17 protein-coding genes are annotated in these 19299 nt (G+C 36.2%); 10 read left to right on the top strand and 7 right to left on the bottom strand.

Going from position 1 to position 19299, the window contains the following annotated elements; genetic code table 11:
* Window positions 1–34 precede the first annotated feature (34 nt).
* Together NXS00_RS14420 and sppA are read right to left on the bottom strand one after the other, a co-directional pair.
* Entirely contained in the window at window positions 35–970 is a 936-nt protein-coding gene (locus tag NXS00_RS14420) for an archaemetzincin (RefSeq protein ID WP_258099924.1), read from the bottom strand.
* A gap of 145 nt (window positions 971–1115) precedes the next feature.
* On the bottom strand, window positions 1116–2855 hold the full coding sequence (sppA, locus tag NXS00_RS14425) for a signal peptide peptidase SppA (RefSeq protein WP_258099925.1): 1740 nt from the start codon (window positions 2853–2855) through the stop codon (window positions 1116–1118).
* A 91-nt stretch (window positions 2856–2946) separates the two neighbouring features.
* Here sppA and folK point away from each other — a divergent pair, with 91 nt between their 5' ends.
* Together folK and NXS00_RS14435 are read left to right on the top strand one after the other, a co-directional pair.
* On the top strand, window positions 2947–3444 hold the full coding sequence (gene folK / locus NXS00_RS14430) for a 2-amino-4-hydroxy-6-hydroxymethyldihydropteridine diphosphokinase (protein WP_258099926.1): 498 nt from the start codon (window positions 2947–2949) through the stop codon (window positions 3442–3444).
* Window positions 3441–4193 (top strand): sulfite exporter TauE/SafE family protein, encoded by a 753-nt coding sequence (locus tag NXS00_RS14435; RefSeq protein WP_258099927.1) that lies wholly within the window; start codon window positions 3441–3443, stop codon window positions 4191–4193. The genes folK and NXS00_RS14435 overlap by 4 nt, the downstream gene beginning before the upstream one ends.
* Here the strand turns inward: NXS00_RS14435 and NXS00_RS14440 are convergent.
* Window positions 4190–5506: a DNRLRE domain-containing protein gene (locus NXS00_RS14440; protein WP_258099928.1), complete on the bottom strand. Its 1317-nt coding sequence runs from the start codon at window positions 5504–5506 to the stop codon at window positions 4190–4192. The two genes, NXS00_RS14435 and NXS00_RS14440, sit on opposite strands and share 4 nt — an antisense overlap.
* 123 nt (window positions 5507–5629) lie before the next feature.
* Here NXS00_RS14440 and NXS00_RS14445 point away from each other — a divergent pair, with 123 nt between their 5' ends.
* The 6 genes from NXS00_RS14445 to NXS00_RS14470 are packed head-to-tail and all read left to right on the top strand — an operon-like array spanning window position 5630 to window position 11609.
* The gene (locus NXS00_RS14445; protein WP_258099929.1) at window positions 5630–7120 is read left to right on the top strand and encodes an oligosaccharide flippase family protein; all 1491 of its coding nucleotides are present in this window, start codon (window positions 5630–5632) and stop codon (window positions 7118–7120) included.
* Window positions 7113–7856: a class I SAM-dependent methyltransferase gene (locus NXS00_RS14450; protein WP_258099930.1), complete on the top strand. Its 744-nt coding sequence runs from the start codon at window positions 7113–7115 to the stop codon at window positions 7854–7856. The genes NXS00_RS14445 and NXS00_RS14450 overlap by 8 nt, the downstream gene beginning before the upstream one ends.
* Window positions 7853–8800, top strand: coding sequence for a hypothetical protein (locus NXS00_RS14455; RefSeq protein WP_258099931.1), 948 nt, complete (start codon window positions 7853–7855; stop codon window positions 8798–8800). Before NXS00_RS14450 ends, NXS00_RS14455 begins: the two co-directional genes overlap by 4 nt.
* Before the next feature lie 5 nt (window positions 8801–8805).
* Window positions 8806–9561: an FkbM family methyltransferase gene (locus tag NXS00_RS14460; RefSeq protein WP_258099932.1), complete on the top strand. Its 756-nt coding sequence runs from the start codon at window positions 8806–8808 to the stop codon at window positions 9559–9561.
* 12 nt (window positions 9562–9573) lie between these two features.
* Window positions 9574–10854 carry a glycosyltransferase family 4 protein gene (locus NXS00_RS14465; RefSeq protein ID WP_258099933.1) on the top strand — a complete coding sequence of 427 codons (1281 nt, stop codon included), beginning with the start codon at window positions 9574–9576 and terminating at the stop codon, window positions 10852–10854.
* Window positions 10851–11609, top strand: coding sequence for a glycosyltransferase family 2 protein (locus tag NXS00_RS14470; RefSeq protein ID WP_258099934.1), 759 nt, complete (start codon window positions 10851–10853; stop codon window positions 11607–11609). The genes NXS00_RS14465 and NXS00_RS14470 overlap by 4 nt, the downstream gene beginning before the upstream one ends.
* On the opposite strand, the gene NXS00_RS14475 is transcribed toward NXS00_RS14470, so the two are convergent.
* Complete coding sequence (locus NXS00_RS14475) at window positions 11606–12856, bottom strand: glycosyltransferase (RefSeq protein ID WP_258099935.1); 1251 nt, start codon at window positions 12854–12856, stop codon at window positions 11606–11608. The genes NXS00_RS14470 and NXS00_RS14475 overlap by 4 nt on opposite strands.
* Before the next feature lie 162 nt (window positions 12857–13018).
* Between NXS00_RS14475 and NXS00_RS14480 the strand changes: the two genes are divergently transcribed.
* Window positions 13019–13810, top strand: coding sequence for a hypothetical protein (locus NXS00_RS14480; RefSeq protein ID WP_258099936.1), 792 nt, complete (start codon window positions 13019–13021; stop codon window positions 13808–13810).
* On the opposite strand, the gene NXS00_RS14485 is transcribed toward NXS00_RS14480, so the two are convergent.
* Together NXS00_RS14485 and NXS00_RS14490 are read right to left on the bottom strand one after the other, a co-directional pair.
* Window positions 13779–16199: a YfhO family protein gene (locus tag NXS00_RS14485; RefSeq protein ID WP_258099937.1), complete on the bottom strand. Its 2421-nt coding sequence runs from the start codon at window positions 16197–16199 to the stop codon at window positions 13779–13781. The genes NXS00_RS14480 and NXS00_RS14485 overlap by 32 nt on opposite strands.
* An 11-nt stretch (window positions 16200–16210) precedes the next feature.
* Window positions 16211–17260, bottom strand: a complete 1050-nt coding sequence (locus NXS00_RS14490) for a DegT/DnrJ/EryC1/StrS family aminotransferase (protein WP_258099938.1) — start codon at window positions 17258–17260, stop codon at window positions 16211–16213.
* Window positions 17261–17381: 121 nt separating this feature from the next.
* Between NXS00_RS14490 and pfkA the strand changes: the two genes are divergently transcribed.
* Window positions 17382–18353: a 6-phosphofructokinase gene (pfkA, locus tag NXS00_RS14495; protein WP_258099939.1), complete on the top strand. Its 972-nt coding sequence runs from the start codon at window positions 17382–17384 to the stop codon at window positions 18351–18353.
* Here pfkA and miaA read toward each other — a convergent pair.
* A complete protein-coding gene (miaA, locus tag NXS00_RS14500; protein WP_258099940.1) occupies window positions 18342–19259 on the bottom strand; it encodes a tRNA (adenosine(37)-N6)-dimethylallyltransferase MiaA in 918 nt (305 codons plus the stop codon). The two genes, pfkA and miaA, sit on opposite strands and share 12 nt — an antisense overlap.
* Window positions 19260–19299: the final 40 nt, after the last annotated feature.

Here is a 19299-nt window from a genome sequence, read left to right on the forward strand (position 1 = left end):
TTGATATTTATCATTCAATCAGATCAATTGCACCTTACATTTTTGATTTACCTTTTTTATCAATCGAAGATTTCAAGTACTCCTCCAGCTTTTTATAATATCTGGATTTAGAATAGAAACCATTTTCTTCAGCGAAATTGATTAAAGAATCACACCTCTTATGTAAATCTAAATTAGTATTCCAGCTCAGCTTTGCTAAACACCCAGAGCATAACCACGTCGGTTTAGTATCTGCTTCATGAAGATTGTTGCTACCATTCATTAAACATTGATACTTTTTACAATGCTTCATTGATAAGATATGACCGATCTCATGTGACGCTGTTCGTATTAATCGGTTCAAGAGATATCTGTTATTTGATAGACTATCAGCATTACTTTTAAGTCGAAAAATCGAAGAGACTCCTACCCTATCCTTAAGTGAGGCCTGTCCAAACACGTAATTCCATTTATCCGATGGATACAAATCTTTATTAGTTAAAGCCATATAAGCAATTGCATCATTTGGAATACTTGGAACTAAGAATTCATGTAAAATATATTGAGAATTTAATTGTTCTGTCTTCCACTTTATTCGGCGATTTTCAGTTGAAATAACAGAATCTTTCAGCGTAGGCAAAAGCACTACCTCTATGCCAAAAAACGCTTCCAGATATTTATCCAGCTTTTCAAAAACTACTAACTCATCAACATTAAAATCTCCAAGTGGAAGAAGGTAAATCCTACTTAATAAATCTGAGGGTTTGTTAGGATTGCTATCGACATATTCTGTAAAAGTTTGACCATACTCTTCATGAGTATACAACCACTCTCCAGGCCGTGGTTCATCTAATTTCTTGTTAAGACGATCCAACCTTCCAAGCCCAGAAAAAGTAAAAGGTTTGGTAGTATTCTCTTTAGAAATCTCTCTTGAATTACACGCTCCAACAATTATTAATGTAACTATCAATAACTCTCTTGCAAGTTTCAATACATTTCAATTTAGACTAATTATCAAACGAATAATTTCAAAACAACATACTTTTATCATTTATATTTTAATTAAAGAGCATAAAAAAACCATCCCGAATTTCTATTCAGGATGGTTTTTCAAAATATAATCAAGAGTTTCTACTCTATTGTATAATCAAATCTCCAGGCATTCTCGCCTGGATACCATTCATTCTTTCCAGCGATTTCACCTTTTCTAAATACGGAGCGAATACATCTGCCTCGTTTGCAAACACTTTCACTTTTGCCTCACTCAAGTCCTGAATTATTTGCTCAATAAAAGACTTTTGCTCAGGGTAATATCTAATTTCATAATCATCTGAAATACCAGCTTTGTCCGCAGCAATTGCAATCGCTGTTTCATATGAACCTAAGATATCTACCAAACCTCTTTCATAAGCTTGGGATCCACTCCAAACTCTTCCTCCGGCATATTTCTTTAACTCTGCTAAAGGCATATTTCTTCCTTCAGCAGCTTTGGTAGTAAAAGTTTTATATCCATCTTCTACCTGTCCCTGAATAATTGCTCTCTCATATTCTGACAATGGACGGGAGATCGTCATGATATCAGAAAACTCCCCTGTATTGACCGACTCATTGGTAATACCCAATTTATTTTCCAAAAAGCTACCTATGTTAAACATCATACCGAATATCCCAATCGACCCGGTAATGGTATTAGGTTGAGCCACTATGGTATCACATGGCATAGAGATAAAATAGCCTCCTGAAGCTGCTACATCTGACATTGATGCAATGATTGGTTTCACACCTTTAGTCAACATGATCTCTCTCCAAATGATATCAGAGGCAGTTAAGCTTCCACCTGGAGAATTCACTCTCAAAACGATCGCCTTAACTGCATCATTTTCTCTAGCTTTTCTTATTTCCTTAGCAAACTGATCTCCTCCAATGGCATCATTTGCTGAACCCATCACGATATCACCATTGGCCACAATCACAGCAACTTTATTGGAAGAATAACTAGATGAAATAGTTTTCATATACTTAGAATACTTCATCAAAGTCAAATCCTTACTTTCCGCAATGCCCACTTCCCTCTTCAAAAGACTAACCATTTCGTCTTCATAAGCTACTTTTGATATCAAGCCTAAACTAGCAGCATCTTCAGGAAACCTTACTTTCATTTGATCTGAAATCCCCCTTAAAGTCTCAATTGGAATCCCTCTTACCTCTGATACATTCCTCAAATAGGTATTATGAACAGAAGTGATCAATTCAGTCAATTGAAGTCGATTCTCTTCACTCATTGATTTCCTTACGAATGGCTCGATATAACTTTTGAACTCTCCAACTCTGAAAATTTGAGGTTCAATATCTAGCTTATCGAATAAGCCTTTGAAGAACGTCACACCTGCAGTCAAACCATTAAATTCTAAAGAACCTTCAGGATTTAAGAAAATCGAATCCGCTGTAGACACTAAATAGTAATCACCTTCACTCAAGTAGGTTCCATACGCATGTACGAATTTCCCTGAGGCCTTAAAGTCCAATATGGCATCACGGATTTCTTGCAAAGACGAATATCCTGCCTGTAGAAACTGTGGTTCCAGATATATCCCTGTCACATTATCATCATTCTTGGCAACTTCAATCGAATGGATCAAGTCTAGCAAGCTGATTGTTTTAGGGCCACCACCAAAAGTCTCCTGAAAAGGATCATCTAAAGCCTTTTCTACTATGACACCATTGAGATTCAGGTGAAGAACTGTGTTTGGTTTCACAATTGGAACATCCTCTGTACTTGCTGCTGCTCCAATAATTCCCAAAAGTATAAATAAACCTAATAATGAAAAGATGAATAATCCGACCAGAACGGCCAATAGATTACGAAGAAATGCCATGTGTTGTCTTTAAAATAGTACTTAGTTTTACAAATCTAACGATACCGTCTCTTTAAGACGGTTGATCTTAACAAATGTTTGATCACTTTTGATGAAAGGAATTTATCTATTACTAGGAACCAATTTGGGTGAACGGCTGGGAAATTTAAAGCGTGCTGCTGAGATCCTTGAAACATTTAACATGACAATTGTAGATTATTCGTCTGTCTATGAGTCTGCTCCTTGGGGCAAGGTGGATCAGCCATGGTTTCTTAATATGGTTTTGAGAGTAGACACTTTGATTTCTGCGGACAACTTACTGGATGCTTGTATGGAAACGGAAAGACGGATGGGGAGAATACGGGAAGAAAAATGGGGCGAACGCATCATAGATGTCGATATACTTTACACAGAAAATGAAGTCATTGAAGAAAATGATCTAATTGTTCCTCATCCAGGTATTGCAGATCGAAAATTCACATTAATGCCACTTGCAGAAATCGCTCCCAATGAGGTTCACCCGACCATTGGCAAAACCAATACCGAACTTCTTAAGGTATGTAAAGACACTCTGGAGTGTAAAGTTTCGGAGTATGAGTTAATTCTATGAGTTTAATAGACGTCCTGATTCTCATTAGCGTCGGATTTGTAACAGGTGTAATTAACACGCTTGCTGGTGGCGGATCACTGATCACACTGCCTATATTTATATTCATGGGCTTACCCCCTGTTGCAGCAAACGCCACCAACCGAATTGGCGTCTTTCTTCAAAGTGTTGTAGCGGTTGGAGGTTACAAGAGCAAAGGTGTATCGGTATTTCCATTTGCAATTTATGTATCCATTACGGCAGTAATAGGAAGTATTATCGGAGCGTACTTCGCCATGGATATTCGAGGTGAAGTATTCAATAAGATCCTGGCCATTGTTATGCTTCTGGTAATGGCTCTAACTATACTCAAGCCCTACCTCATTAAAAAAGGCGAAGAAGAAGTTTTTACTCCAAAAAGTAAAGCCTTAAGCATCATCCTATTCTTCTTTGTTGGGCTCTACGGTGGATTTATTCAAGCCGGTGTAGGTTTCTTGATTATTGCTACTTTAACAGGCATACACGGACTCAGCATGGTTAAAACCAATAGCATTAAGTCCTTTGTAATAGTGTGCTATACGGCAGTTGCACTAGTCATTTTCATTATAGAAGATCAGGTAAGATGGGATTATGGCTTGACCCTGGCTGCTGGCAACTCAGTAGGTGCCTGGGTTACCAGCAGATGGTCAGTTAATGTGGACGACAAATGGGTCCGTCTATTTCTTTTGATTACCGTAATTGGTATGGCAGTTAAATTATGGTTTTTTAGTTAATGATAATAAACTTCCAATTTTGGTCTTAAGCTTTCATTTGGATGCTCACTTGATGCGAAAAAAGCAACTTTGTACACTGCTTCTACATCATGTTTAATTAATAAACCATGGTTAGATGACGGGTTAGCATACATATCCTTGACTAATTCTGTAACCTCAATATTATCATAATCAATTTCATCTCCAGGTCTATTTTCAACAATAACTTGATCTTCTTCAGAAATTTCAGGCTTATTATTCCAGGTTACTGTCATTTCATTCCAATCTTCCAAAACTCTATTAACACTAAAGGTATTATTACCGGAATTGTGAGGATGGTATGATATTCTATAAACTGATGTATTATTATAAAATAAGGATAAATAGGCTGCATCTATTATCGCATTTTCTGGTAGATCAGACAAATCAAAGTCTATTAAAACATGATGTGTCTCAAAACTCCCATTAACAGTCCATGAATAAAGGTGAATATCTTCATAATCTCCATAATTATTATCTGGCATCAACAAACTTACCAAAGCATCGTTACCTGTAGTTGGTCCTGGTCGAAATGTCATTACATTACTTTCAGCAATTTTAAAGACTACCGTCAAAGGAACAGTTCTATAAGTCAATAGATCTGCCGCTGACAAAGACCTCACTTCAGAAAGACTATCTCCTAGTATAAATTCAATATCAATTGTTGTAAAATCACTTCTCAATGTTACTACATTAATAGAATCGCTTAACTCCTCAGTAAACAATTCAACCCCATCAGCAGTAACTTTAAGGTCAACAACCTCAAATGAAGTTGATTCACCATTTTGAACCAAACTACTAACCAGAATCTGAACGGTTGGAACTATTTCATAACCTAATGCAGCATACCCCAAATCTTCAGGATCAATCGAAGAGGTAGGTATTACCTCGAGACTTAAGTTATTAACTTCATCAGCACTAATGGTAAATTGTACTGGTAAAGGTTTCTCAACTAAGGTACCCAATGCAGAACCTTCCATTGGTGTAGCGTAAATAACCTCACCCGATTCATTGAGAAGTAAAAACTTAGTAACCTCATAATCACCTATTTCTAAGAGAACAGGCTCTGATTGAAATCCGTAAACATCAACTTCATAGTTGCTGAGCACAAGCTCACCATCCATCTCGACAGAAATAATAACAGAAGACACTTGATCCTCCAAAATTCTACCGTTACGTACATCAGTTATAACACTAGCAGATAAAATTACACTCCCTTGAGGGACAGATTCGTCTTTATTACACGAACCACATAGAACAACAAGGCCTAAAAGGCCGAAGATTAGTTTATTCATTATAGCTTTTATTTGTATTGGATCAAATATAAATGAATTTAGAAAAACTTAATATTTCAAAAATCCAACGCTCCAAAAGGATTTGAATTAATAATAGCGATCTTCGCATGACAATTATAATTCATGGGAATAGTAATAAGGCAGAGTTTTTGGACATCACTAATGATGTATGCTGGGGTAGTAATTGGATACATTAACACCCTCGTACTTTTGCCTAAATATCTTGAGTTTGATCAAATCGGTTTGATCCGTTTAATTCAATCAAATGCCACAATGATGATTCCTGTTGCTGTACTGGGAATGAGTGGTTCAGTGGTTAAATACTTCCCCTCATTTAGGAACAACAAGGATACTAGAAATTCAATAATTACGCTTCATTTATCAATTCTACTAATATCAAATTTACTGATTGCATCGCTTTCCTATTTTTTCATTGATCAAATTGCGCTGTTTTTTGAGGAGAAATCATCAGCGTATATAGACTATATTTTTATTACAATTTTAATACTTTCCTTTCAGTCCTTTTTTGAATATTTATTTAGTATATCACGATCAAATCTCAACATAATATTTCCTTCTTTTCTCAAAGAAGTAGTCTTAAGACTAGCAAGTTTAGTATTGGTATTATTATATGGATTAGAAAAGATTGAGTTCGGACAATTCATCGTATTTCTTTGTGGATTTTATATGTTGAATTCGGTACTATTTATCTCTTACTTAATTGTTAAAAAACATTTTGCACTAAATTTTCATTTCCAATCCATAGAGAAAAAATTATTTAAAGAATTAATTAACTATTCAGGTTATACACTCCTCACAAGCATCGGAATTTCGATCATTACCAACATCAGTTATTTGATGACTTCTAAGTTCTTAGGACTAGAAGCGAATGGAATCTTTACGACTTGTATGTTCATTGGTATCATCATAGAAATGCCTAAAAGGGCTATGAGTTTTATCGTTGGCCCCCTTGTTTCTGATACTTTCAAGAGAAATGACATCAATCAAATTGAGCATATTTATCAGCGAGCTAGTCTGAACCTTGGAATCATCGGCATGCTTATTACCATTGGAGTAATTACTAACTTGGATGATTTCTTTCTAATGGTATCTAAAGGTGAGCAAATTGCATTGGGATACTGGGTAATTATTGGGGTTGGTTGTGCTAAACTTATCAGTATGATATTTGGTCCAAGTGGTGAATTATTGCTTTTCTCTCAACTCAAAAACTTCATGCTTTATTTGATGATGTTAAGTGCCTTTTTGATAGTATTTCTTAATTGGTTACTTATTCCTTCTTTAGGCCTTAATGGTGCTGCTATTGCGTTTTTCCTAACAACATTTTCAGATCAACTCTTTCGATTTATTCTGATCAAAACCAGACTTAAAATTCGATTATTCGTTAAACAGCACATACTTCTCATCTTGATTGGCATCAGCACGGCTTTTATCATTTCATCGATTCCATTTTATATCAATCCCCTCTTGAATATTCTAATTCGTTCTATCATCACTTCAGTTATTTTCCTAGGATTGATCTATATCTTTAAGGTCTCAGAGGAAATCAACTTTACTATTAATAAAACACTAGCCAGAATTTTTAAAAATGCTTAATACAAAGTTAGATGAAAGTATTAATGAGCTAATCGCAATAAATAACGAAGGGTGGTTTGCAGAATACTTAAACCAGCATTCCTCCAGGTTTCTTTCTGACCTTAAGGAGGTGATAAATATCTTACCCGATAAGAATAAACATATTGCTGACTTTGGCGCCGCACCGTTTGCAACGAGCTTAGCGTTAATTAAAACAGGTTACACAGTCGACAGTTATGACATTGCACCAGAAAGATTCCAGGATCTAACATCATTAGGGCTAACAGTTAAAAAAATAGATTTAGACAATTGGTCAAAAGAAACAGAAACTCGCTATGACTTAATTATTCTCACAGAAGTATTCGAACACCTGAGAGGAAACCTAATTAAAACCTCGCAAAATCTTCATAATTCGCTTAAGACTGGTGGAATAGTATATCTAACTACCCCAAATTCTAGATCTATTACAGGCCTATATAAACTGCTTTTTAAAGGAACATCTTATGCCGTTTCACGAGATCTGTATTTTGAGTGGAACAAGCTTAATACATTGGGCCATATGGGTCATGTAAGGGAATATACATTAAAAGAACTCGAGCTCTTTTTTGAGCAAATAGGATTTGAAGTAATGACCTCTAAATCAATACCGAAGAAATTAGGATCAGGATTTAAGAACGAAGTGTTTTTCAAAATAGAACAACTCTTTAATCCTCTACGTCTTGGATCTGGGGCACATTTGATCCTTAAAAGAAAATGAGATTACTCTTCCACATAGGATATCCCAAGTCTGCCAGTTCAGCATTACAAAAAGGTTTTTTTGACATACATCCCGATATTCAATTTTTTGGAAGGATACCCACACACAACACAGGATCTAAAGTAATTGAGGTCAATCACCAATCACTCTTTCTAGCTAATCAATCATTGCATCAATGGCATGATGAGCTAGTCAGTGATAAATTTTCAATTCATGATTCTAAGAAACAACTAAACCTATTTCTTTCGGATAACCCTTCTTCAAAAGTCAAAGTCTTTAGCAGTGAATTTATAACTAGCGTCTTTTTTTGCCACCCTGATATATTCAACAAAATCAGTCGCTTGAAGCAGCTTGAATTTACTGATATTATTTTAGTCATACGCAATCAAGTAGATTTAATCAAATCGCAGTATAGAGAACATCCATTTGATCCACATGATCTAGTTCATGGAAAACCGGTCACATTGGACGAATGGATTAATCATTCCAATACGCTTGATCACAGTTATCTAGGGTCCTTAATGTATGATAGAATTATCGAATATTGTTATGAGTTATTTGGCAAAGAACACGTCTTTATAACTCCCTTTGAATCATTGACAAATGACCCAAAGTCTGTGGCAATTGAATTAAGTGATTGGATGGGCATCAACATGAGTGATAGTCAAAAACTCTTAACAAATCTTCCGCGTGAAAACTCTGGAGTCTCCATGAGGTATAACATAACTAGAAATCTTAAGAAAAAAATTCTTGGTGAATTCCCAATATCCAATTATTTACCCAACAAACTGAATGAGTTAATTAGGTCGAAATTAAAAAAAGGAGCAAAAGCTCATTACAGTATTACTCAAGATTCGATTAACTTTTTGAAACTTCAATTTTCGGAATCAAATAGAAAAACACAAAACCAATTAGACAAAGGCTTGCCTGCAGGTTATTTATAAATTTTATGCTAAAACTCAGCAAATACTTCTTTAGACTTTATTGTTTAATTAGCTTCAAAAAGCTAAATCACACACATTTTGGAACCAACTATGGTGGCTGGAAAATCCCGGATGATCGAATAGATGATTTAGATATATTACTGAGTGCTGGAATTGGACTTGATATGTCTTTTGAAATAGATTTAGCAAATAGTGTCCCAAGTTTAACCGTTCAAATGTTTGATCCTACTCCCCTCTCCGTAGAGCATGTCTCCAACTATTTTAAGAATTCGCAAACTAACACACCCACCATTATTAACGGTGGACATAAAAGGCATCATCTCGATAGCGAGAACGAGCATTACAAAATCTTACCAAAAGAAAAGTTAGAAAACTTCACTTTCCATAACCTCGGTTGGAGTAAAACCCCTGAGAAGTTTAAATTCTATTTACCGGAAGGGAAAAATATGATTTCTTATTCAACAGAAAAAAAAACGGACAATTATTTAATATGTGAATGCAAACCAGTTAGTGATCTTCTACCACAATTACAGATTCAGTTAAGTAACAAATCCATTATCAAAATGGACATTGAGGGTTCAGAATATGGTGTAATCGATGACTTAAGAAAAAACAAACTTCTACCGAGTGTATTATTGTTCGAAATACATGTTTTTAATTGGAAAAACTTCCTACAACTAATTAAGACCACATACACATTACTATTTTCAGGTTATCGTTGCTTCTATATGGATGGCGATAACTACGGGTTTGTTAAATAAAATTCTGTTTCAATGAGGAAATTAAAAGTTGGTCTTTACTTCAATAATTTTGGCTTTTCAGGTGTGGATTTATCAAATCCTGAACTTGGAAACCCAGGAATTGGTGGAACACTCTTCAATTTTGTAACACTTCCTTATTATTATTCACGACATGTCAATGATGAAATAGAATGGTACTTAATTGGACCTAATAATAGTGTATTACCAACCAATATTAATCCTATACATATTGACAAACCAGAAGATCTGTCCCAGGTTTTCGAGACGTACTCCTTTGATTACTTTATATGGAAACCAGCTAGAACTAAGTTTATCATAGGGTTATTAGAGAAATATCAAATTAGGGGAATAGCATGGTGTCATAATATTCCTGAGCCAATAGAACTTAATCAACTAGCAAAAAGTAGATATGTAAAGGCTGTCTCATGGGTTGGTCATGAGGCCATGGATGTAGTTAGAGATCACGCTATTATTAATAAATCTACTGTGATTTATAATGGATTTGACCCTTCACCATATTTACAATCTCCAAATTTGGATAGAGACCCAAACCTGGTTGTCTACCTTGGAAGTTTACACCCAGCAAAATGCTTCCATTTACTTGCTCAAGCCTGGCCTAAAGTTTTAGAAAAACGACCAAATGCAAAACTTGTGGTAATCGGATCAGGCAAATTGTACAATAGAAACTGTCAATTGGGTCCTTTTGAATTAGCCGAAGAGAGTTATGAAAGAGTGTTTACCGCTCCTCTTTTGGATGAAGAAGGAAAAATTGACAAGTCAATTCATTTCGCTGGACTTTTGGGATCAGAAAAAATTCCCATTATGAAAAGCGCCGCTGTTGGAGTTATTAATCCTCACGGCAAAAGTGAAGTATGTCCTGGAAGTGCAATAGAATTTCAAGCTTGCGGAACCCCAGTGGTGGCAGGTGCTCGCTATGGTAATCTGGACGTAATTATTGATAAAGAAACGGGATATTTGGTAAATAACCAGGAGAAATTAGTTGAAAAAATATGTAAGCTTCTTAATTCGCCCGAATCGATTCAAATAATGGGTGCAGCGGGAAAGTCATTTATAGAGCAAAAATTTTCCCAGAAGAAAATAATGGGTGATTGGAAGAGTCTATTTGAACGATTAGAAAAAAACGAAGTTATTGGCCCATACCCAATGAAAAGCAACTGGTCTTTCAATATGAAAATAGTTTTTGAACTATTGAGAGTTATCAAATTCAAAATTGGAATTTTCAGAAATTTGCCCTCCATCTATGAATTCATAGAATCACGAAAGAACAAATGACTATCAAAAAACCACTTATAAGCATCATTACTGTTGTTTACAATGGAGAGCACGTAATCGAGCCGACAATTCTGAGTGTGATCAACCAATCTTTGAAAGATTTTGAATACCTTATCATAGATGGTGATTCTACGGACAACACGCTAGCCAAAGTCAATACTTACAAAAACCAAATTACAGCCATTTATTCCGAAAAAGACAAAGGCGTCTATGACGCCATGAATAAAGGTTTAAGACTAGCTAAAGGTGAGTATATTCTATTTCTCAATGCTGGGGATGAATTAGCTACCCCCACCACATTGGAAGCTATATTCAACGCTAACTCTAATTCTGACTTACTCTATGGTGAAACCTTGATAATGTCTCCTGATAAACAAGTAATAGGAAGCAGAACTGAACTTACCAGCAGAAAACTTCCTAAACAGCTAAAAAAAGAAGATTTTCTGAATGGACAAGTAGTTAGTCATCAATCATTCATTCCGAAAATTGAGCTATGCAAACCGTACAATTTGCACTATAAATGTAGCAGCGACATCAACTGGATGTTAGAAATAATGAATCGTAGTGAGACCATAACCAATGTTAATCTTCCAATCTCTAAATATCTTCAAGGTGGAATCTCAGACGTTCAATTAGCAACTTGCTGGAAAGAACGATTCTATATTCTTAAAAAACATTTCGGTTTATCGATTGTCTTATGGCAACATTTAAAATTCGCTATACGCTTTTTGAAAATCGGTGCATATAAATCCTAATTATAGAGTTTGATATACTTTTGAGTAATCACATGTTCTGAATAATTTTCCAGGATATGCTCTCTAGCTGCTATCGATACGGACTGATAGCACTCTTTATCCTCTTTTAGCTCCAGAATTCTTTTAACTACAGTTTTTACATCTACCTGACTAACTATAAATCCGGTTTGTTCATTAAGGACAAGATCTCTCAACCCCCCAGCATCAAAGGCAACTACAGGTGTACCACACGACAATGATTCCATGGTAGTATATGAAAGGCTTTCCTGTCTAGAAGTTTGCAAATAGCAATCTGCCACATTGTAGAGTGTAGCCATTTCGGATTGATCAGTTATTACTCCTACATGTACTGCCTGGATATTTAGAGATTCGATTCTTTTAGTTATTACAGGATCTTCATTCCCAAATAACATTAAATAAAACCTATCATCCAGTGCTGACATAACCTCTAGTACTGATTCAAACCCCTTATTTATGTCACGCAAATCTGCAGCACCTGCAGTCACAATAAATTTATCATCAGGAATTGCAAACTTCTTCTTAAAAGCCTTTTGAACATCCAAGCTTAAGATATTAAACACCTGCGTATCAATAGGGTTACCAATTAAGTTTATTAACTTCCCCTTATGAGGTTTACTTTTTAGGATTTGGTTCTTCATCCAACTACTTACAGCAACCAGTTCACCTTGATAATGTTCGAATAACCGTTTTTTTTCCAACAAGTTCTTAGAAGGAATTGACGATCCATTTTTAAAATAAAAACAATTGTTACACTGATTCTGATATTCCTCACATGATTGTGGTAAATGACAGCCTCCTGTCATCACCCACCAGTCATGATAGGTCCAAACTACTTTTTTAATTCTTGACAACTCAACAATCGTTTTGAGCGACAGCATTCCTAAATGAGTCCAATGAATATGAATCACATCTGCATCCTTTATCGCAGGATGGTTCAGTATCGACAATCCTCGGTTACCATTTGAAAACTTGTATAAGAGTTTCCGATCTATTCCTGCCAGGACAAGTCCCAGTCTTTCTAGAATAAAACCTATCCAGAATAATATTTTTTGGCTGATATTTAAGGCGAAAGAAAAATAAGTTTCGCAGGGAATCCGAACAGAGTTCCCAAGGACATATCCATACCTAACATCTACATTGTTTTTTTTGAGCGCTTTATACAACCTTTGCGCGGCAACAGCTGCCCCACCTTTATTTTCGAATGTACTGAGTATCAGTATTTTCATTAATAAATAATTGTTTTATTAAGTAATCTAATGATTGAGACTCCTATACTTATCCTTGTTTTTAATCGACCTGACAAAATAAAGCTTTTGTTAAATGAGCTTAAACTTTTTAAGCCAATTAAAATTTATATCGGAGCAGATGGACCCAGAAATCAAAAAGAAATGTCGCTTACCAACGAAGTTCGCAAAATAATCGACAACAGCATCAATTGGGAATGTGATGTTTTCAAACTCTATCGAGAGGAGAACTTGGGACTGAGAGTTGCCGTGAGTCAATCTATCACCTGGTTTTTTGAAAATGAAGATGCTGGTATTATTCTAGAAGACGACTGTTTACCATCGAGTGCTTTTTTTAAATACGCCGATACACTATTAAAAAAACATTATTCCGATCACAAAATTTTTCACATATCAGGCAACAACTTACGACCAACGAATGACCATTCCTACCACCTCAGTAAATATCCAAGAGTATGGGGTTGGGCTACCTGGAAGCGCGCCTGGAAAAGCTACGATGATAGTGATGACTTCATTTCTCAATTGACTAAAAAGCAAATTAAAAAAATGTTTCCTCGAGCCATTGACAGAGCTTTTTGGTCCATCATTATCGATAAGATGAAATTACCCAATGGAACCTTAAAAAGAAGATCTTGGGCCTATTTTTGGGCGTTAAACATTAGAAGTCAGCAAGGATACGCTATCCAACCAGAACAAAACTTAATTCATAATGTAGGATTTTCCTTGGATTCAACGAACACTAAAGCAGACTCAAGACTCGAACGACTATCCAGTAAAAACACTGCTGCAGCCAGTGAAATAACAGTCATTGACTACCCTTCTTATCAGGAAGAAAAAGACAATGACTTTGTTGATAATATCCTAATTGAAAGTCGAATGAGTTATTTCAAAATCATTGTGAAAATTATTTTCCCCTTCTTGAAGCCAAGACATTAGGAAAATAGCTTTTAGCAATCAATAGACCCAACCCAATTACTAACAACACCGTAGAGCACCAAATTATGAACTTGCCACTTGAACTACTCAAAGGCTCATACCTAAACTCTATTTGATGCTCACCTGATGGCAATTCCATCCCTCTCAAAACATAGTTCACTCTAACATAGTCTACTTCTTCTCCATCCACATATGCATTCCAACCAGGTGCATAGTAGATTTCCGAAAACACTGCAAATTGAGACTCATCAGACATATATGAATAAATCATTTTCTCAGGATGATATTTTTTTAACTCTACAGAACCTTCGGCAGAATATGTCTTTTCAGACATAGCAGGAAACTTCGATTGGTCTACAATTGCCTCGTTCGCCGGATCAATTTCACCGAGTTTTTCATATTCCGAGTCAACATCTTCCACCAATGAAACTTGATCCACCAGCCATGCATTGCCAAGTGCTTTTGAATTTCGTTGCGCAATGGGACCATTTTGACCTTTTACGATATAGTACTTTGCATTAAGCATACCCAAAACCGATTCATTTACACTTTGAATATATTTATCAATCAACTCTTGATAACGCTGCATTTTGATCGCACTATATCCTAATATAGAATAGTGATGATAGGCTGTTAACCCATCACTAAATGGATTTGCAGAAGCAAGATTAAGCACTCTGAAATAACTCTTATCCTGGTTAATTTGCTTATTCGCTTTAGATGGTTGAAAAACCTGCTGCGCCATTCTACGATTAGTTTGGAAATCATCCTCACCTAAATAACGTTTATCAACAACCCATAAGTCAACTAAGATCAGTAAGGCACAAGCAATAAGCAGGTGTGTCATCTTAATGATGTTCTTAGTATACAACCAAAGCGCACCACCAATTAAAATTGTAAAAATGATGGACCTCAACAAACTGGAATTAAACAAGTCCTTACGATCCATTTGAAGTGCAGTAAGCAACCAATCAGGAAAACCATACGCGGCATCGTTTAATCCTTGAAAATCGAAAAATGCATTTTTAAATAAATAAAAGAATACCCCAATCCCTGCTACAACACCAACAGAAATCAACACATTTTTGCTCGCTATATTGAGTCTATCTGACTTCTTAATTAGCACGTCTAGCGCCATAAAGCCCAAAAAGGGAACAAGTAACTGAGCCACACTCAAAATCATTGTTACTGATCTGAATTTATTGTAAAGTGGCACGTAATAGAAGAAAATATCTGTGAACCATTCCAGGTTTTTACCCATGGCTAAGAGTAATGAAAGCACTATCAATACAAGAGCCCAGTATTTAATCTCGCTTTTGATAATGAATAGGCTAAGAATGAATAGGAAACAAACTGTAATTCCAAAATAAATTGGGCCTCCTGTAAATGGCTGGCTTCCCCAATAAAGAGGTACGTTAGAAGTTACATTTGCAATAGTTCCTGCGTCAACACCACGAGCAGATAAGGCCTGAAATACTTCCGAGTCGCGATCTAAGCTTTCACCAGATGCACCACCATGAAAGTAAGGGAACATCAATGTAAGTGTTTCCATTTTTCCATTACTCCAGCTTAAGGCATAATCCTTACTCAACCCATCATTACTTACATTATCTCCTTGTTTCGTTAATTCGCTGCCTCCTCGTGTGGAGTAATCAGAATATTCTATTGTAGAATAAAGCTTTGTGAAATTACACCCAATAGCAATCAGGGTTGCAACAGCCAATACACCAGTTGCCTTTCCAAACAAATTCCAGTCCTTACTTTTGGTCGTTTTGTATACCACAACTACCAAATATGCCAACACCATAATCAGCAAATAATAGGTAATTTGGATATGGCCATAATACAACTGAAATCCTGCAGAAATCATCGTCAAAACTCCACCTTTAAGCAATTCGCCTCTATATGCTAGTATAATACCTGCCAGTACAGGTGCCATAAAAGCCATTGCAATTACTTTATTATCATGCCCTACTTCTACACTAATAATGTTAAATGATGCTAGTGAATAAGCCATTGCACCAATACCTGCTACCCATTTTGAGGCACCATTAACTAACATCAAAACATAAAAACCAAGAAACAATGCAAAAACCATCATTATAGGCTTTGGAAAAAGTCCATAAAAAAATAGGTTATTCATTATTTTAAAAGGATTGTACTCTGAACTCATCATCAAAGGAACTCCCGAAAATTCACGTGGATTCCAATGTATTTGCTCACCATTCTCCTTGTAATCGGATATCTCTTTATTAACCCCTGTTAACTGTACATTATCACTTTGCACTAGTGTTTTTCCAGAATAAAGTGGCGCAAAAAAAACGCTGATAAGTACAAAAAATAAAGTGATTGGAATCAGATGCAATAAGCTGCTCTTGTTGATTTTCATAATGAATGGAATCAGATCTGTTTTAATTGTTCACAAATGTATGATAATTCTTGAGTTGTCAGTTCTGGAAAGACTGGCAACGACATTACCTGTTCAGATAATTTTGCAGCATTTGGAAATTCAGAGCTAGAATTAAGTATGAAATTATAATGCAATTCTGTACTCACTCCTGATTTAGCCAGGTGACTTCTAAAAACCTCTCTCTGATCATGATTCAGAACAAATTGATAGTTAACAGAGTTAGATGAATCTAACAGAAGGTTATTAGATAGTATTGTACTGTAGGACGAAGCAATTTCCTTGCGTCGAGAATTCCACTGATCTAAGTACGAAAGTTTAACATTCAAAATAGCTGCTTGTAGTTCGTCTAACCTTGAGTTTCTACCAGGTTGTGTAAAACTCCCTGCAGAATCTTTCCCGTAATTTTTCAACCTTCGTAAAGACTCAGCCAAGTCCCCATTATTGGTGACTAACGCTCCTCCATCACCAAAACACCCCAGGTTTTTAGTAGGGTAAAAACTGAAAACAGAAAGATCTCCGAAATTCCCTACTTTCCTTCCTTCCACTTCTGCCCCATGTGCCTGAGCACAATCCTCAACTAAATACAATTGATTCTTATCACAAATATTCCTAAGCTCTACAATTGCACAAGGCTTACCATACAGATGTGTAGGCATGATCGCTTTTGTCTTTGGCGTAATTGCAGCCTCAATTAATGAAACATCCATATTTCCTGTATGACCTTCAACATCGACAAAAACAGGAATTGCTTCAGCTCGCTGAACAGCGTGCTTTCCCGAAATCCATCCGAATGCCGGTAAAATCACTTCATCTCCGGGCCCAATACCTAAAACCTCAAGGGACATTTCAATTGCATCAGTACCATTAGCACAAGAAACACAATGATTTGCTCCTAAATATTGAGCGAAATCGTGTTCGAATCTCTCTACCTCTTCCCCTCCTATATATCGTCCACTTTTCAAAACCCTACCATAAGCAGAATCCAGCTCTTCTTGCAATGAAATCGTTTGTCTTGTAAGATCGAAAAAAGGAATATTCATAAGCTGGTTACAAATTAGGAGATTATTGAAAATCATCCTTCAATAGCAGGGATATTTTAACTAATATTGGCCTCCGAAAGCAAAGAAACAACATAGCCCCTTAAATTATAACTTTGGAAATATGAAAAGTATTGGTGTTTTTACATCAGGAGGTGATGCGCCGGGCATGAATGCCTGTATACGATCAGTTGTAAGAACGGGGCTCTACCTTGGGCTTGATGTCTACGGAATCAAGTATGGATACAATGGAATGATTGATGGAGACATCTACAAAATGAAGTCTTATTCCGTATCCAACATCGTTCAGCGTGGAGGAACAATCCTGAAATCTGCCAGATCTATGGAATTTAAAACCAAAGAAGGTAGAGCAAAGGCTTACGAACAACTTAAGAAAAGAGGCATTGAAGGTCTTGTTGCTGTAGGTGGTGACGGTACATTTACTGGTGCTAATATTTTTTATGAAGAATATGGCATTCCAATCGTAGGTGCTCCAGGTACTATCGATAATGACTTGTATGGCTCTGATTATACCATCGGTTTTGATACCGCAGTAAATACAGCGCTTGACGCAATTGATAAAATTCGTGATACAGCTAATTCTCACGACAGAGTTTTCTTTATTGAAGTAATGGGAAGACACTCTGGTTATATCGCCATCCAAAGTGGTATTGGTGGAGGTGCTGAAATGGTAATGGTTCCTGAAACTTCTACTACTATCAATGATGTAATCAATACCTTAAGAGAAGGAAGAGATAAGCAAAAGACATCTTCTATCGTAGTTGTAGCAGAAGGTGGTGAGCAAGGTGATGCTCACGAAATTGCTGGAAAAGTATCTAAAGAAATTCCTGAATTAGACATTAGAGTATCTACACTTGGTCACATCCAGCGTGGAGGCTCACCTACTTCATACGACAGAATCTTGTCATCTCGATTAGGAATGGCGGCTGTTGAAGGTCTGGTAAATGGAGAAAAGAATGTGATGGTTGGTGTCGTTAATGACAAAATCACTTTCACAAGCTTCAAACTTGCTATCTCTAAAGCAAAACCAATCAATCAAGAATTGATGAGATTGGTAGAGATACTAAGCATCTAAAGATTTTGAGATCAACTGAATGGCCTTTTCAAGGTCATTTGGTTGCATCCAATTAATTTCCTCGTCTTTTTTAAACCATGTCATCTGACGTTTGGCATATCTTCGGCTATTTCGCTTCAATAATCTAATGGCTTCTTCCCTATCATATGCGCCATCCATAAAGCCAAATATTTCAGAATATCCTACAGTTTGCAAAGCATTATGTTCTTTATAAGCCTTTAAGGATTCTGCTTCTTCAAACAATCCCTGATCAATCATCAGATCCATTCTTTGATTGATTCGATCAAACAAATGCTCCCGATCCATTTCCAATCCAATCTTTATATTCTCAAAAGACCGTTCTTTGGATTGATGGCCTTTCCTGAATTCGGAAAATGGTTTCCCTGTAGACCGAATAACTTCGAGAGCTCTTATTACTCGTTGATGATTATAGCGATCAACTTGTTCATAATATTTAGGATCAATCTCTTGAAGTTCCTCTAATAAGGGATCTAACCCGTTTTCTGCAAACTCTTTGTTTAGGTCATCTCGCAAACTCAAATCAACTTTCGGCATTTCATCAAAACCCTCCCAAACTGCTTTGAAAAACAATCCGGATCCACCTACCATGACAACAACATCATGTTTTTGATAAAGCTTATCTAAAAGCTGGAGAACATCCTGTTCAAATTGACCAACGTTGTAATATTCTTTAATCGAATGGGAATTAATAAAGTGATGTGGTGCAGCTGCAAGTTCTTCCTGAGCAGGTTTCGCAGTACCGATCTCCATTTCGCAATAAAATTGCCTCGAATCAGCGCTGATAATCTCGGTATTATATTTTTTAGCCAATTCAATAGCAAACTTCGTCTTACCGATAGCAGTAGGACCAACTATAGAAACCAGGATCTTTCTTTTAGCACACATTTCAGGCTCGAAAGTAGCATTAATTACCTAATTTTAAAGG

This window comes from Marinoscillum pacificum, from assembly GCF_024714495.1.
GTDB lineage: Bacteria > Bacteroidota > Bacteroidia > Cytophagales > Cyclobacteriaceae > Marinoscillum > Marinoscillum pacificum.